Consider the following 15,085-nt stretch of genomic DNA (forward strand, 5'->3'; position numbering starts at 1 on the left):
CGCCGCCTCCGATCAGCCCTCGTACCGCTCCAGGAACGCCTCCGTCGGCAGCGCCCGGAAGTCGTCCAGGCGCGCGCGGAGGGTCGCGTGGTCCCAGTCCCACCACGCGAGCCGCTGCAGGCGCGCGGCGATCTCGGGCGGCTGGCGGACGCGGATCACGGTGGCGGGCACGCCCGCGACGATGGCGTAGTCCGGCACGTCGCGCGTGACGACGGCGCCGGACGCGACGACCGCGCCGTCCCCGACGCGCACGCCCGGCTTGATCATGGCGCCGTGCCCGATCCAGGTGTCGTGCCCGATGGAGGTGCGGCGGGAGCGGCGGTGCTCGAAGAACTCCGCGTCGTCCGCGACGTCGTCCCAGTACATGGTGCTGCGGTACATGAAGTGGTGCAGGGTCGCCCGGTCGAGCGGGTGATCGGTGGCGCCGATCCGCACCGCGCTCGCGATGTTGGAGAAGCGGCCCACGTCGACGTGCGCGAAGTCGCACAGGCGGTCGCAGTAGCTGTAGTCGCCGATCACGGTGTCGAGCAGGCGCGTGGCGGCGCCGATCTGGGTCCAGCGGCCGAGCTCGCCGCCGGACACGACGACGTCGGGGGCGATCAGGGGCTCCTCGGTGAGCTTCGCGGTCATGGGGTCTCCGTCCGTCCGCGGGGCGCGGGGTCGTGGGGGTGGGGGTGAGGTGAGGCGGCCGACGCGGATGCGTGCGCCGCCCGGATGGCGTCGAGCAGGGCCTCGCCGCCCTCGTCGACCGTGCCGTGGTTCCGCACCTCGTGGTCGGCGACCCGGTCGGGCGCCGGATCCGCGCGGGCGAGCCGCCGGGCGATGTCGTCGGCGGGCTCGCGGCCGCGCTCCCGGAGGCGCGCGGCGCGCACGTCGTCCGCCACCGTGATCCGCACCACGACCAGGCGGGCGTAGCGCGCCTGGAGTACGTCGAGCATGCTGCGGGAGACGTTCGCCACCACGGCGGCGCCCGCGCGGACGGCGTCGTCGGCCGTGGCGGGGATCCCGTAGGAGAGGCCGTGCGCGCGCCAGGTCACCGCGTACTCGCCGCGCGCGGCCGCTGCGGCGAACTCCTCCTCGCCGACCGCGTCGAAGTCCTCGCCGGGCCCGGGCGGACGCGTGATGGCGCGGCGGGGGAAGTGCGCGTTCGGCCCGCTGCGGGCGCGGGCGGCGCCGAGCAGCGCGTCCTTGCCGACGCCGCTCGCGCCGACGACCGCGACGAACGGGCCGGGGCCGAGGGGGACGGGAGCCGGAGCGGCGGGAGCGGGAGCGGCGCCCGCGGAGACGGCGTCGCTCACGACACCCGCGCTCCCCGGAGGAACACGCTCCGGACGACGGGCACCGTCCGGCCGCCGGGGTGCCGCTCGCTCGCGGGCACGACGTGGCGGTGCAGGCGCACGAGGTCGGCGCGCGCGCCCACGCGGATCGCGCCGCGGTCGTCGAGGCCGACGGCCCGCGCCGGGTCGCCGCTGACGAGGCGCACGCCGCGCGCGAGGGGCAGGATCCCGTCGGCGTCGAGCTGCACGACGGCCTGCAGCGGGCTCGCGGGCACGTAGTCGGAGGAGAGCACGTCGAGCAGCCCGAGCGCGAGCAGCTCCGCGGCCGCGACGTTGCCCGACTGGCTGCCGCCGCGGACGATGTTCGGCGCGCCCATGACGATCAGCTGCCCGTGCTCCCGTGCGGCCCGGGCGGCGACCTCGGTCGTCGGGAACTCGGAGATGCGCACCCCGAGCGCCGCGGACTCCTCCACGTGCGCGACGGTGGCGTCGTCGTGGGCCGCGAGCGTCACCCCGCGCGCGGTGGCGAGCGCGGCGATGGCGAGGCGGTTGGGCGTCGAGTGCTCCGCGGCGACGGCCTGCAGCTCCTCCATCAGGGCGCCGATCCCGGCCGCCGACACGCGTCCGCGGCCCACCATGTAGCGCGAGAACGCCTCCACGTCCGCGTACTGGCGCTGCCCGGGCGTGTGGTCCATGAGCGAGGCCAGGCGGACGGACGCGATGTGGTCGAACTCGCGGAACTCGGCTGCCGTGTCCGGCGCCGCGACCTCGCAGCGCAGGTGGATGAGGTGCTCGGCGCGCAGCAGCCCCTCCGCCCCGGCGTGCTCGATGGCCTCCGCGAGCGAGAGGGACAGCGTGGTCGCGTCGTCGCGGCCCTCGAGGGTGCCGATGCGGATCGCGTCGAAGACCGTGGTGACGCCGGCGCCGCTCAGCTGGGCGTCGTGCGCGAGGACGGCGGGGATCGGATCCCAGCGCGTGCCCGGGCGGGGCTGCGCGTGCGACTCGAGGTGGTCGGTGTGCAGCTCGACGAGGCCCGGGATCAGCAGGTCGCCGTCGAGGTCCTCGCCGGTGCCGCCGACCTCGCCCGCGGTGCCGGGGGAGATGTCGGCGACGAGGCCGTCGCGGATCAGGACGGATCCGTGCAGCACCTCGTCGTCGAGGACGATGCGGGCGTTGCGCAGGACGGTCTCGCGGCTCATCGGGGTCCTTCGTGGTCGGGCGCCGGGGTGGCGCGGGGGTGGAGCGGGTGGACGGAGTGCAGGCGGAAGGGGGCGCCCGGGGCGTCCTCGACCACGCGGGCGAGGGCGTCGACGGCGACCGGCCGGTGCGTGCCGTCGGCGAACCAGGCGGTGAGGGCGGCCTCGACCCGGGGGAGGTCGGCGGTCGGGATCCGGTCGGTGAGGGTCAGGTGGAACCGGAACCGGTCGAGCACGTACGGGTAGCCCCACGTCGCGAGGAGCTCGCGCTGCCGCGGGCTGAGCGCGGCCGGATCCCGTCGGGCCGTCTCCGCGTCGGTCGGGGGAGCGCGGAACGCGTCGAGGCCCTGGACGACGTCCGCGGCGAGCGCGTCCAGCGCCGGGACCGGCCCGGTCGGCACGAGCGCGAGGAAGCCGCCGAGCGACGCGACCCGGAGGCCGGGCAGGACCACGGGGTCGCGGGCACCCGCGAGGTCCGCGACCGCGGCGTCGAGCTCGGCGACGTCGCGGCCGTCGGCGAGGCGGAAGGGCGCCTTGAGGGTCCCGTGGAACCCGTAGCGGCGCGCGTCGACCGTGATCGCCTCGACCTCGGCCCGGGTCCAGCCGGCGGGCGCGGCGGGGGCGGGGGCCGGGGATCCGCCGACGACGGACCGGCCGAGCCACGCCTCCGCGCGCTCCCGCAGGAGGATGCCGGTCGCGTCGCCGCTGCCGATCCCGGGGAGCGCGTAGATCGCGTGGCGGGTCATCGCCCGGCCGCCGCGAGCGCGGGCACGAAGGCCTCCACGTCCACGATCCGGTCGGCGACTGCCGCCCGCACCTCCGCGTCGTGGAAGATCCCGAGCATGCCCACGCCGGCCTCGCGCTTCTCGGCGATCAGCTCGACCACCACGTCGCGGTTGCGCGCGTCGAGGGAGGCGGTCGGCTCGTCGAGCAGCAGCAGCGGGAGCTCCGGCAGGAACCCGCGCGCGACGTTCACGCGCTGCTGCTCGCCGCCCGAGAACGTGGCGGGCGGCAGGGGCCACAGCCGCTCCGGGATGGAGAGCCGCGTGAGCATGCGCGCGGCGCGATCGCGGGCCTCCTCCGCGTCGACGCCCCGTGCCACGAGCGGCTCGGCCACCACGTCGAGCGTGCCGACGCGGGGGACGCAGCGGAGGAACTGGCTCACGTATCCGACGGCGTCGCGGCGGGCGGCGAGCACCGCGCGCGGCGGGGCCGTGGCCATGTCGACGTCGCCGCCCGGCGCGTGCACCACGATGCGGCCGCGGTCGGCGAGGTAGTTGCCGTAGACGAGCTTGAGGACCGTGGACTTCCCGGCCCCGGAGGCGCCGCCGAGGACGACGGCCTCGCCGCGGCCGACCGCGAACGAGAGGCCGTCGAGCACGGCGAGCCGCTGGCCGCCCTGCAGGTGCATGGTGAAGGTCTTGCCGACGCCGTCGACGGTGAGCATCGGGGCGGGCGCGGGCGCGTGTCCGTTCATGGAGCGGATCATCCTTGCAGGATCGAGGAGACGAGCAGCTGGGTGTACGCGGCCTGCGGGTCGTCGAGCACCCGGTCGGTGAGGCCGGACTCGATGACGCGGCCGTCCTTCATCACGAGCGTGCGGTGCGAGATGAGGCGGGCCACGGCGAGGTCGTGGGTGACGATGACGACCGCGAGGCCGAGCTCCGCCACGAGGCCGCGGATGAGGTCGAGCAGGCGCGCCTGCACGGACACGTCGAGGCCGCTCGTGGGCTCGTCCATGAAGACGAGCCGCGGCGAGACGACGAGGTTCCGGGCGATCTGCAGCCGCTGCCGCATGCCGCCGGAGAACGTCGTCGGGTGGTCGTCGATGCGGTCGACGGGGATCTCCACGTGCCGCAGCCACTCGGCCGCCGTCGCGCGGATCCGCCCGTAGTCCCGCCAGCCGTTCGCCATGAGCGGTTCGCCGACGTTGCCGCCCGCGCTCACGTGCATGCGCAGGCCGTCGGCCGGATCCTGGTGCACGAAGCCCCACTCGCTCCGCCAGAGCTTCCGCACCGCGCTCTCGGACAGGTCCGCCAGCTCCACGGTCTCGCCGTCGGCCAGCCGGTAGCGGATGCTGCCCTCGCTGAGCGCGAGCCGCTGGGACAGGGTGCCGAGCAGGGTCGACTTCCCGGATCCCGACTCGCCCACCACCGCGAGCACCTCGCCCGGGTGCAGGTCGAGGTCGACGTCGCGGCAGCCGTAGCGGTCGCCGTAGCGGTGGGCGGCCCCGCGGACCTCGAGCAGCGGTCGGTCGTCGCTCACGCGAGCGCCTCCTCGTCGTGGGCGCGGGCGGCCTCGGCGGCGTGGGCGGCCGTGCGCTCGCAGTGGTCGGTGTCGGAGCAGACGAACATCGACGCGCCGCGGTCGTCGGTGATGACCTCGTCGAGGTACACGCCCGTGGACCCGCAGATCGCGCACGGGTCCGCGAACGCCTGCGGCTCGAACGGGTGGTCCTCGAACCCGAGGCTCTCGACGCGCGTGAACGGCGGCACCGCGTAGATCCGCTTCTCGCGCCCGGCGCCGAACAGCTGCAGAGCCGGGCTCATGTGCATCTTCGGGTTGTCGAAGCTCGGGATCGGCGACGGCGCCATGAGGTAGCGGCCGTCGACCATCACGGGGTAGTCGTACGTCTTGGCGACGTGGCCGTAGCGCGCGATGTCCTCGTAGAGCTTCACGTACATCAGCCCGTACTCCTCGAGCGCGTGCAGGCGCCGGGTCTCCGTCTCGCGCGGCTCGAGGAAGCGCAGCGGCTCCGGCACGGGCACCTGGTAGACGATGACCTGGCCGCCGGCGAGCGGCGTCTCCGGGATGCGGTGCCGGGTCTGGATCACGGTGGCCTCGTCGGTGCGCGTGGTCGTGGCGACCCCGGCGACGGAGGCGAAGAACGCTCGGATGGAGACGGCGTTCGTCGTGTCGTCCGCGCCCTGGTCGATGACCTTGAGCACGTCCTCCTCGCCCACGATCGCGGCCGTGACCTGCACGCCGCCCGTGCCCCAGCCGCGCGGCATGGGGAGCTCGCGGCTCGCGAACGGCACCTGGAACCCGGGGATGGCGACGGCCTTGAGGAGCGCGCGGCGGATCATGCGCTTGGTCTGCTCGTCGAGGTAGCCGAGGTTGTAGCCGATGAGGGAGGAGCTCATGCGCGGGCCCCCGCTCCGGCCGGGACGGCGACGTCCGCTCGGGCCGGGACGGCGACGTCGGCTCCGGCGTTCCGCTCGGCCCACTCGCGGGCCAGCCGCCGGACGAGCGCGAGCTCGGCCTGGAAGTCCACGTAGTGCGGGAGCTTGAGGTGCTCGACGAACCCGGTCGCCTGCACGTTGTCGCAGTGGCTGATCACGAATTCCTCGTCCTGCGCGGGGGCGGTCACGCGCTCGCCGAGCTCCTCGGACCGGAGCGCCCGGTCGACGAGCGCCATCGACATCGCCTTGCGCTCGCTGCGACCGAAGGCGAGGCCGTAGCCGCGCGTGAACTGGGCCGGCCGGTCGGCGCTGCCCGTGAACTGGTTGACCATCTGGCACTCGGTGACCTCGATCCGCCCGAGCGGCACCGCGAAGCCGAGCTCCGGGGCGTCCAGCTCCACCTCCACCTCGCCCACGCGGATCTCGCCCGCGAACGGGTGCGTGGTGCCGAAGCCGCGCTGCGTGGAGTAGCCGAGGCCGAGGAGGAACCCCTCGTCGCCGCGGGCCAGGGCCTGCAGCCGCTCGGCGCGCGTCATCGGGTGGACCGTGGGCTCGCGCGTGATGTCCGCGGGCTCCTCGTCGTCCTGGCCGGGGTGGGAGTCGGGCTCGATGAGCGCGCTCGCCCCGAGGAGGTCGGCCACGCGCGGCATGGTGGCGCCCGCCTCGGCCGCGCGCGACGTCACCGGGGCCGGCTCGGCGTCGGTGAAGAGGCGGTGCGTGTAGTCGAAGGTCGCGCCGAGCTGCTGGCCGCCGGGCAGGTCCTTGAACGTCGCCGAGACGCGGCGCTGCGGCGGGAGGCCCGCGGTGTCGACGGGCAGCGTGTACCCGAAGCGCGGCAGCGTCGTGCGGTACGAGCGGAGCAGCGTCACGGCCTCCAGCACGTCGCCCTGCGCCTGGATGAGGGCGCGCGCGGCGAGCTCGGGGTCGTGCAGCGACCCCTCCGTCATCACGCGGGACACGAGGACGCCGAGCTGGCCGGCGATCTGCCCGGCCTCGATCGGCGCGGATCCGGGGGCGCCCCGGCCCTCGGCGGCGAGCAGGGCGTGGGCGGCGGCGATCGCCTTCTCCCCGCCCTTGACGGCGACGTACATGTCAGGCCTCCGATCGGGGGTCGACCGCCCGGAGGCGGGTGGTGCGGGGGAGGCCGGCGACGGATCCCGCGTCGACGAGGAGCAGGTCGACGCCGCGCGGGAAGCGCCGGCCGTTCGCCCGCCAGGCGTCGAGGAACGCGTCGTCGGCCCAGGGGGCGTCCGCGATCGCGTGGCCGTCGATGCCCGGGCCCTCGGCGCGGACGCGCAGGGAGCCGGACGCGTCGCGCACGTCGACCAGGACGGTCGCGGAGCGGTGCGGCTCCTCGTCCGTGCCGGCGGCGAGCTCCGCGAGCGGGGGGAGCGACGCCGGGTCGGCGAGGACGAAGACCGCGTCGGCGGCGTCGGCGACGATCCGGACGCCCGTGTGGAACGTCAGCCACGAGACGACCTCGGCGTCGGCCGCGCGGCGGGGATCGAGCCACAGCGCGGACTCCTCGTCGAGGACGGTGAGCGCGACGGCGCCGAGACCCGCGCCGAGACCGGCGGGCGCCTCGGTCGGGCCGGCGATCGGGTGCACGCGCGTCGGGTGCGCGAGCGCGTCGAGGAGGGCGCGGAAGGCGGCCTGCGCGCCGCGGGTCGGGTCGGGGAATCCGGGGGCGGGGATCCCGGGCGCGCGACCCGTCTCGGCGCTCACGCGTGCTCCCGGGCGACCGTGAAGAAGTCCACGAGCGTGCTGCGGGCCTCGGCGGCGCGTCGCGCGTCGGCCTCGGCGCGCTCCCGCTCGAGCGGCGCGACGACCTCGGCGAGCACGCGGTCGCGCAGGCCGGCGTCGAGGAGCATCCCGTCGAACAGGGCCGCGAGGCGGGCGTGCTCGAGGTCGGATCCGAGGACGTAGGAGCTGCCGAGCGCGTCGGCCGCCATGGCGGGTCCGTGCAGCCGCAGGGTGGCGCGCGTCACGGTGGCCTCGCCGAGGTTGAAGCGGGCGCCGCCGGCGTCGACGCGGCCGCGGACCATGACGAGCCCCGCCTCCGGCCCCCGGATGTGCTGCACGTCGGGCTTGGGCTCCCACGCCGTCCACGCGGCGTCGAGCGCGCCGACGTCGGCGGCGGCGAGGACGCGCATCCAGCGCTGGCGGGCGGCGACGTCCTCCCGTCCTGTCGTGCTGGTCGTGGTCGTCGTCATCGCCGCGCCCTTCCGAGTTGTCTGCTGATCTAGATAAGTCGAACCTAGCGGCCGACGCGGCGCGGGACCCCGCCCGCGCGCGTCGAGTCGGTCGCGAGCAGGTGAACAGGTGGGGAACGCGGCGGAGGGGCGGGCGTCCGCGGGCGCCGGATCCGCGCCGTCGACCGGATCCGCCGCCATGGCCGCCCGGTAGGGTCGACGGGACATGGCGACGCAGAGCAGATCCACGAGCGGGTACTCCGCCTGGCGGCTCATCGCGGAGGAGCTGCGCGCCGAGATCCTCCAGGGGACGGTGCAGGCCGGCGCGAAGCTGCCGTCGGAGAGCGAGCTCGCCGAGCGCTTCGAGGTCCACCGCCACACGGTGCGCCAGGCGGTCGCCGCGCTCGCGGCCGACGGGCTCGTGGTCTCCCGCCGGGGGAGCGGCACGTTCGTGATCCGGCACGACGTGATCGTCCACCGCATCGGCCTGCGCACGCGCCTCACCGACAGCCTCGCGGGCCGCGGCTCCGCGTCCACGGGCGAGCTGCTCGAGTGGGCGATCGAGGATCCGCCCGCCGACGTCGCCGAGCGCCTCGCCCTCGCCGGCCGCCCGGCCCTCCGCCTCGAGACGCTGCGGCTCGTCGACGGCCGGCCCGTCGTGCGCGGCACGTCGTGGCTGGTGGAGGAGCTCGTCCCGGGCATCGTGGAGCGCTACGGACCCGACGGGTCGATGACGACGGCCCTCCGCGCGGTCGGGGTCGACGACTACCTGCGCGCCGCCACCACCGTCACCGGGCGCCTCGCGACGGCCGCCGAGTCCGTGGAGCTGGAGCTGCCGTCGGGCGCGGTCGTGCTCGTGGTCCGCGCCCTCAACACGCTGCCCGACGGCACGCCGCTCCTCCTCAACGTGACGCGCTTCGCGGCCGACCGCGTGGAGCTCGACGTGGAGCACGGCCGGGCCTAGGGGCGCATCCCCACCGCGTATCCTCGACACATGCGCGGTTTCCGTCGTGGCGGATCCGCGAGCACCCCCGAGCCCGGCGACGGCGGCATGCCCGGGGCCCGCGGCAGAGCCCGCGGTCCCGTCCGCGCCCCGCGCGCGAAGCTCCCGCGCGACGTGCTCGTCCTCGGGATCATCGCCTTCTTCGTGATGGTCGGCTTCGGCGTGGTCGTGCCCGTGCTGCCCGTCTACGCGCGCGGCTTCGGCGTCGGCAGCTTCGAGATCGGCGCGGTCATCTCGGCCTTCGCGCTGATGCGGCTCGTGATGAGCCCGTTCGTCGCGCGGATCATGGACGCGACGGGCGAGCGCACGGTGCTCGCCGTCGGCCTCGCCATCGTGGCGCTCTCCTCCGGGTTCGCGGGCCTCGCGCCGGACTACGTCCACCTCCTGCTCCTCCGCGGCGCAGGCGGCATCGGGTCGGCGATGTTCTCTGTGGCCGCGATGACGCTCCTGCTCGGCTCGACGGATCCCACGCGCCGCGCCCGCGCGATCGGCTTCTACCAGGGCGGCTTCCTCATCGGCGGCATGGCCGGGCCCGCGCTCGGCGCCGTGCTCGCGACCGTCTCGCTGACCGCTCCCTTCTTCTTCTACGCGGCCACGCTCGCGGTGGCGAGCGTCATCGGGCTCCTGCTGCTGTCGAAGCGCACCGGCGCGGGTGCCGCGGAGGCGTCCGGGCCGGTGGAGCCGCCGCGCCCCTTCGCGGAGGTGCTCCGCGACACCCGCTACCGCGCCGCGCTGCTCGCGAACCTCGGCAACGGGTGGGCGTCGATGGGCGTCCGCAGCTCGCTGATCCCCCTGCTCGTCGTCGAGGTGATCCGCGCGCCCGCCGCCTCCACCGGCATCGCGTTCGCGTGCGCCGCCGTCGTGCAGGCGCTCGCGCTCGCGCCCGCCGCGCGCTTCGTCGACACGGTCGGGCGCCGGCCCGCGATCGTCGGCTCGTTCGCCGTCGCGGGCGTGCTGATGGTCGCGATCCCGTTCGCGCCGAACGTGATCGTGCTCACGATCCTGCTGTGCCTGTTCGGCGCGGCCGCGTCGTTCATGGGGACGGCGCCCGGTGCCGCGGTGGGCGACGCCGCGGCCGGCCGGAGCGGCCGACCCGTCGCCGTGTTCTCGATGGTCTCGGACCTCGGCGCCATCGTCGGCCCGCTCGTCGCCGGGTACCTCGCGGACGCGGTGTCGTTCCCCGTCGCCTTCGCGACGGGCGCGGTCCTGCTGCTCGCGGCGTCCGCGTACGCGCTGCTGCGCATGCCGCGGGAGGAGCGGGCGGCCGCGGTCGTCGTCGCCTGATCCGCCGCTGCCCGATCCGTCGTCCGGCCGCCCCTCCCCAGCCGGATCCGCGGCCGCGGCGTCCGTCCTCGGACGTCATGCGCAAGATCCGCCGCGCGCGGTCCGTATCCTCGACTCCGTGACGACTCCCCCGAAGAAGCCGCTTCCCCTCGAGCACGACTCCACCCGCGACGGCACGCGCGACGCCGTCGAGCCGGCGCTCCGCTCCGACGTCAGCCACCTCGGCGGCCTCCTCGGGCAGGTGCTCCGCGAGTCCGGCGGCCAGGACCTGCTGGACGACGTCGAGCGGCTCCGCGAGCTCGTCATCGACGCGTACGAGAGCGCGCGCGACGCTTCGATCGACGACGCCGAGCGGCTCGTCGCCACGTTCACGCCCGAGCGCGCCGAGCAGGTCGCCCGCGCGTTCACCTGCTACTTCCACCTCGCGAACCTCGCCGAGGAGCACCACCGCGTGCGCGTCCTGCGCGAGCGCGAGGCCGCGTCGGGCTTCGTGCCCGACTCCATCCCGGACGCGGTCGGGAAGCTCACCGAGGAGCTCGGCCGCGAGGAGGCCATGCGCCGCCTCGGCGAGATGCGCTTCCACCCGGTGCTCACGGCGCACCCCACCGAGGCTCGGCGCCGGGCGGTGGCCACGGGGATCCGCCGCATCGGCGACCTGCTCACCGAGCGCGACGGCGCCATGGCGGGCACGCTCACGGGCCAGGACGTCGACCGTCGGCTGCTCGAGGAGATCGACGGCCTGTGGCGCACGTCGCCGCTGCGCACCACCCGGCCCACCCCGCTCGACGAGGTGCGCACGGCCATGGGCGTCTTCGACCAGACGCTGTTCGAGGTCGTGCCGCGCGTCTACCGCCTGCTCGACGACTGGCTGCTCGGCGAGGACGCGGGCGTGCACGACGCCGTGGCGCCCGCGTTCTTCCGGCTCGGCAACTGGATCGCCGCGGATCGCGACGGCAACCCGTACGTCACCGCGGCGGTCACCGAGGAGGCCGCGGGCATCGCCAGCGAGCACATCCTGCTGGGGCTCGAGCGCGTCGCCCTCCGCGTCGGCCGCTCGCTCACGCTCGGCGACGCCGACACCCCGCCGAGCAAGGAGCTGCGGGAGCTGGCCGCCGCGCAGGACGCGCTCGCGCCGCACCTCACCGCCCGCATCGGCACGCGCGCGCCCGCCGAGCTGCACCGCCGCGTGCTCCTCGTCATCGCCGGCCGCCTCGCGGCCACGCGCGAGCGCCACGACGACCCCATCGCCTACGCGTCGGCCGCCGAGCTGCTCGCCGACCTGCGCGTGCTGCAGTCCTCGCTCCGGAGCGCCGGTGCCCACCGCATCGCGGGCGGCGAGCTGCAGGGCCTCGTCTGGCAGGCCGAGACCTTCGGCTTCCACCTCGCCGAGATGGAGGTGCGCCAGCACTCGCAGGTGCACCGCGAGGCGCTCCGCGAGGTGCTCGCCGTCGCCGCGGCCGACGCGTCCGGCGACCAGGCCCCCGAGCTCGCGCCCATGACGGTGGAGGTGCTCGACGTGTTCCGCACGCTCGCGCGTCTGCAGGAGCGGCACGGCGTCGCGCCGTTCTCGCGCTTCATCGTCTCGTTCACGCAGTCGGCCGACGACATCCGCACGGTGCACGAGCTGGCCGCGCTCGCGCTCGGCTCCGCGGAGGAGGCGCCCGTGCTCGACGTGATCCCGCTGTTCGAGACGTTCGCGGATCTGAACGCGAGCACGGAGATCCTCGACGGGATGATCCGGCTGCCCCAGGTGGCGGCGCGCCTCGCGCAGACCGGCCGGAAGCTCGAGGTCATGCTCGGCTACTCCGACTCCTCGAAGGACGTCGGGCCCGTGTCCGCGACGTTCGCCCTGTTCGACGCGCAGGCGCGCATCGCCGCGTGGGCGCGCGAGAACGACATCGAGCTCACGCTCTTCCACGGCCGCGGCGGTGCCCTGGGCCGGGGCGGCGGACCGGCCGACCGCGCGGTGCGGGCCCAGCCGCCGGGATCCGTCGACGGCCGCTTCAAGCTCACCGAGCAGGGCGAGGTGATCTTCGCCCACTACGGCGACAAGCGCATCGCCGCCCGGCACATCGAGCAGATGGCCGCCGCGACCCTGCTGGCGTCCGCGCCCTCGAACGAGGAGCGCAACGCGCAGGCCGCGCGAGGATCCGCCGACATGGTCCGCACGATGGACGAGGCCTCGCGCGCCCGCTTCTTCGAGCTCGTGAAGGCGCCCGGTTTCGCGCCGTGGTTCGCGCAGGTCACGCCGATGGAGGAGATCGGGCTGCTGGCGCTCGGCTCCCGGCCCGCCCGCCGCGGCCTCTCGGTCGAGTCGCTGGAGGACCTGCGGGCGATCCCGTGGGTGTTCGCGTGGACGCAGGCGCGCATCAACCTCACGGGCTGGTTCGGCCTCGGATCCGCGCTCGCCGCCGTCGGCGACGAGGCGGTGCTCCGCAAGGCCTACGACGAGTGGCCGCTGTTCACCTCGATGATCGACAACGTCGAGATGTCGCTCGCCAAGACCGACGGCCGCCTCGCGGAGCGCTACCTCGCCCTCGGCGACCGCCCGGATCTCGCCGCGCTCGTCACCGAGGAGATGGAGCTCACGCGCGAGTGGGTGCGGAAGGCGACCGGCCGCGGCGAGATCCTCGAGGGCCGGCCCGTGCTGCGCCGCGCGGTCCGCCTCCGCAGCCCGTACGTCGACGCGCTGTCCTTGCTCCAGCTGCGGGCCCTGCGCGCGCTGCGCACCTCGTCCGCCGACGCGCCGGACCAGGGCGCTCCCGGCCAGGCCGACCCGACGGATCCGGACCACCGGCTCCTCCTGCTCACGGTCAACGGCATCGCGGCGGGGCTGCAGAACACGGGGTGATCTGCACGCGAGTCGGGGCGTCATCCCAGGGCAGCTGTGTCCGACAGGGGCGCTCGAGAACGACAGCGAATATGACTACGACGAGAGCGGGCGTCAAGCCTTCACCGACAGCCAGGTCAAGAACGCGGCCCGACTGATCGATGCCCGCGAGTCGGCCGCCAAGGTCGCCCGCGACATGGGTGCGTCGAGTGCGACGCTCTACCGGCGACTTTCGGACGTTCAGAGAGCCGAGGCAGCGGCCGCGATCACGGGCTGAGCGGGCTCCGGTAACAGCGCGGGAGTCATGATTAATATCACGACTCCCGCGTGATGTGGTGCCACTCGATCGGGGCTAGTTGTCTGCCCGGGTTCTCCGCTGCGGACGTACTACGAAGACGTGCGCGACGGTGAGCCCAACAACGGAGGCGAATATGAAAAGGACGAATGGACTGAACCAGCTCAGCCACGCGAGGACTTGACTCACGATCGAGCCGGTCACGAGGACTGTCGCGAGGTAGGAGACCATAAACCGTAAGCTCATGCCGATAGTCTTACCCGAGGTTGATGCACACCTTCCCAACTTGCGCACCCTCGCTCCATAGCTCTGAGCAGGTCTGTACGGCGTTGGGGCTCGCGCTGCGTGGTCTAAACGAGTGGCGCTCGAGCCGAGCTCCCGTGCAGCCCGGATGGTTCACGCTCTGCGTGTGGTAAGTGTCCCGGCCGTTCGCGTCGTGGTCTGAGAAGTCGATGTGCCAATTGCAGTAGTACCCACCGGACCCTCCTGTGCCGATCAGGTCCGTTACATCTGCGCTCTGGTACTTGATGTACTTCTTGTCGCCGGACACGCTCACGCTCAGGGTCCCCCCTGGATAGCAGATGCCCGTCATCGGAATACACGATGAGCCGATGATTCCTACCACAACCCCTGACTTTTGCTCGCTGATGGGGTCGGCTGCCTGCGCGCTCTGAGCTCCGCTGACTGCGAGCAGCAGCACTGTAACGGCCGCACAAGCGCTCATAAGCGTCGTTTTGGATGAAGCCTTCATGGTTCCTCCTTATGTGAGCGGGCCGGCTGGCTCGCTGTAGCCGGACGGTACGCGCAAGCATGAGAGCGGAGGAAAGAAGTGCACAGGTCGGACGAGGATTCGGGGTGGACGCGAGGCTCGTGTGCTCCCGCTCTAGAGGAGAGTCGTGCTCGGCGACCCTCCAAAATTTGATTGGCTGTGCCGCGGAGCGCGTCACGGCGTCCCGCCATGCGGCACCGTCCTGTCTATCGGTCGAGACCCAGGCTCAACGGATCCGTCCAACCACGCGTCACGCTTCAGGTGAGGCACCCTCACCGCACCAGGTACCGGAATACCTACTCGAGACGCTTGACCCTCCGCCTGAGGCCCGGGGTCGTGGTTGTCCGGGGAGGGATCCCTGCCGGGGCGGTCCCTCTGCACGGCTCCGCCGGGACCTGATGATCCAGCGAGACCTCTCTGAGGTCGACGACCACGGCGTGCCGTCGAGGATCGGCGAGGCCAGCACCCGTGAGGAGCTGCCGATCCAACCCGCTCGACGACCGTGCCCCCCGTTCTCGTGAGGGGCCAGGGCATTGCGCCTGAGACGCTCTGCTGCTTGCCGACGACAGGCATAGGAGGACGCCGCATGAGCGACGTGCTCCGTCCGCGAAGATGCCGCGGGGAGCTACCCCGCCCCCACCTCCCGGCGGATGGCCGCCGCGAACCGGTCGATGTCGTCCTCGGTGGTGTCGAAGGAGCACATCCAGCGCACCTCGCGGCGGGCCGGGTCCCAGTCGTAGAAGCGGAACTCGCTGCGGAGGCGGTCCGCGACGCCCTCGGGGAGGATCGCGAACAGGCCGTTGGCCTGGGTCTCCTGCGTGAACTCGACGCCGTCGACGCCTTCGACCGCAGCCCGGAGTCGCGCGGCCATCCGCTGAGATCGTGTTACAGCCTCTACATCGCTTCGTTCTCGACGGCTGCCGTGCCTACTCATGGCGTTAGAGCTCCACTCGGTTCCACCCGACGAGACGAGATGGATCTTCGTCGGCGCGGGCATATGCCCGCGTGTCTACTGCGATCGCGAGCTTCCTTGGCAGTCACCAAATCGGATAGAGGG

At 73.8% G+C, this 15,085-nt stretch carries 13 protein-coding genes and 1 pseudogene; 3 read left to right on the top strand and 11 right to left on the bottom strand.

Translation table 11 applies throughout. The annotated features are described in order from the left end of the window. Window positions 1-12: 12 nt before the first annotated feature. The 10 genes from ITJ40_RS01385 to phnG are packed head-to-tail and all read right to left on the bottom strand — an operon-like array spanning window position 13 to window position 7,868. Window positions 13-630 carry a DapH/DapD/GlmU-related protein gene (locus ITJ40_RS01385; protein WP_194665330.1) on the bottom strand — a complete coding sequence of 206 codons (618 nt, stop codon included), beginning with the start codon at window positions 628-630 and terminating at the stop codon, window positions 13-15. Further along, a complete protein-coding gene (phnN, locus tag ITJ40_RS01390) occupies window positions 627-1,298 on the bottom strand; it encodes a phosphonate metabolism protein/1,5-bisphosphokinase (PRPP-forming) PhnN (protein WP_194665331.1) in 672 nt (223 codons plus the stop codon). The genes ITJ40_RS01385 and phnN overlap by 4 nt, the downstream gene beginning before the upstream one ends. After that, the gene (locus ITJ40_RS01395) at window positions 1,295-2,476 is read right to left on the bottom strand and encodes an alpha-D-ribose 1-methylphosphonate 5-triphosphate diphosphatase (RefSeq protein ID WP_194665333.1); all 1,182 of its coding nucleotides are present in this window, start codon (window positions 2,474-2,476) and stop codon (window positions 1,295-1,297) included. Before ITJ40_RS01395 ends, phnN begins: the two co-directional genes overlap by 4 nt. Continuing rightward, window positions 2,473-3,219, bottom strand: a complete 747-nt coding sequence (locus ITJ40_RS01400; RefSeq protein ID WP_194665335.1) for a DUF1045 domain-containing protein — start codon at window positions 3,217-3,219, stop codon at window positions 2,473-2,475. Before ITJ40_RS01400 ends, ITJ40_RS01395 begins: the two co-directional genes overlap by 4 nt. After that, window positions 3,216-3,950 carry a phosphonate C-P lyase system protein PhnL gene (gene phnL / locus ITJ40_RS01405; RefSeq protein WP_228511713.1) on the bottom strand — a complete coding sequence of 245 codons (735 nt, stop codon included), beginning with the start codon at window positions 3,948-3,950 and terminating at the stop codon, window positions 3,216-3,218. The genes ITJ40_RS01400 and phnL overlap by 4 nt, the downstream gene beginning before the upstream one ends. An 8-nt stretch (window positions 3,951-3,958) precedes the next feature. Then, complete coding sequence (phnK, locus tag ITJ40_RS01410; RefSeq protein WP_194665339.1) at window positions 3,959-4,738, bottom strand: phosphonate C-P lyase system protein PhnK; 780 nt, start codon at window positions 4,736-4,738, stop codon at window positions 3,959-3,961. After that, window positions 4,735-5,616, bottom strand: a complete 882-nt coding sequence (locus ITJ40_RS01415; protein ID WP_194665340.1) for an alpha-D-ribose 1-methylphosphonate 5-phosphate C-P-lyase PhnJ — start codon at window positions 5,614-5,616, stop codon at window positions 4,735-4,737. The genes phnK and ITJ40_RS01415 overlap by 4 nt, the downstream gene beginning before the upstream one ends. Then, the gene (locus ITJ40_RS01420; protein ID WP_194665341.1) at window positions 5,613-6,746 is read right to left on the bottom strand and encodes a carbon-phosphorus lyase complex subunit PhnI; all 1,134 of its coding nucleotides are present in this window, start codon (window positions 6,744-6,746) and stop codon (window positions 5,613-5,615) included. The genes ITJ40_RS01415 and ITJ40_RS01420 overlap by 4 nt, the downstream gene beginning before the upstream one ends. Window position 6,747: 1 nt before the next feature. Then, entirely contained in the window at window positions 6,748-7,380 is a 633-nt protein-coding gene (gene phnH / locus ITJ40_RS01425) for a phosphonate C-P lyase system protein PhnH (protein ID WP_194665343.1), read from the bottom strand. Then, window positions 7,377-7,868 carry a phosphonate C-P lyase system protein PhnG gene (gene phnG / locus ITJ40_RS01430; RefSeq protein ID WP_194665345.1) on the bottom strand — a complete coding sequence of 164 codons (492 nt, stop codon included), beginning with the start codon at window positions 7,866-7,868 and terminating at the stop codon, window positions 7,377-7,379. The genes phnH and phnG overlap by 4 nt, the downstream gene beginning before the upstream one ends. Before the next feature lie 205 nt (window positions 7,869-8,073). Here phnG and phnF point away from each other — a divergent pair, with 205 nt between their 5' ends. From phnF to ITJ40_RS01445, 3 genes are all read left to right on the top strand, one after another. Then, a complete protein-coding gene (phnF, locus tag ITJ40_RS01435; RefSeq protein ID WP_194665347.1) occupies window positions 8,074-8,811 on the top strand; it encodes a phosphonate metabolism transcriptional regulator PhnF in 738 nt (245 codons plus the stop codon). 30 nt (window positions 8,812-8,841) lie between these two features. Next, complete coding sequence (locus ITJ40_RS01440) at window positions 8,842-10,134, top strand: MFS transporter (protein WP_228511715.1); 1,293 nt, start codon at window positions 8,842-8,844, stop codon at window positions 10,132-10,134. A 118-nt stretch (window positions 10,135-10,252) separates the two neighbouring features. Next, on the top strand, window positions 10,253-12,985 hold the full coding sequence (locus ITJ40_RS01445; protein ID WP_194665348.1) for a phosphoenolpyruvate carboxylase: 2,733 nt from the start codon (window positions 10,253-10,255) through the stop codon (window positions 12,983-12,985). Between the two features lie 1,668 nt (window positions 12,986-14,653). Here ITJ40_RS01445 and ITJ40_RS01450 read toward each other — a convergent pair. Further along, window positions 14,654-14,902: pseudogene (locus tag ITJ40_RS01450) on the bottom strand (threonine aldolase); the annotation flags it as partial. Between the last annotated feature and the right edge of the window lie 183 nt (window positions 14,903-15,085).

The sequence above is a fragment of the Clavibacter sp. VKM Ac-2872 genome, from assembly GCF_015351105.1.
Taxonomy (GTDB): domain Bacteria; phylum Actinomycetota; class Actinomycetes; order Actinomycetales; family Microbacteriaceae; genus Clavibacter.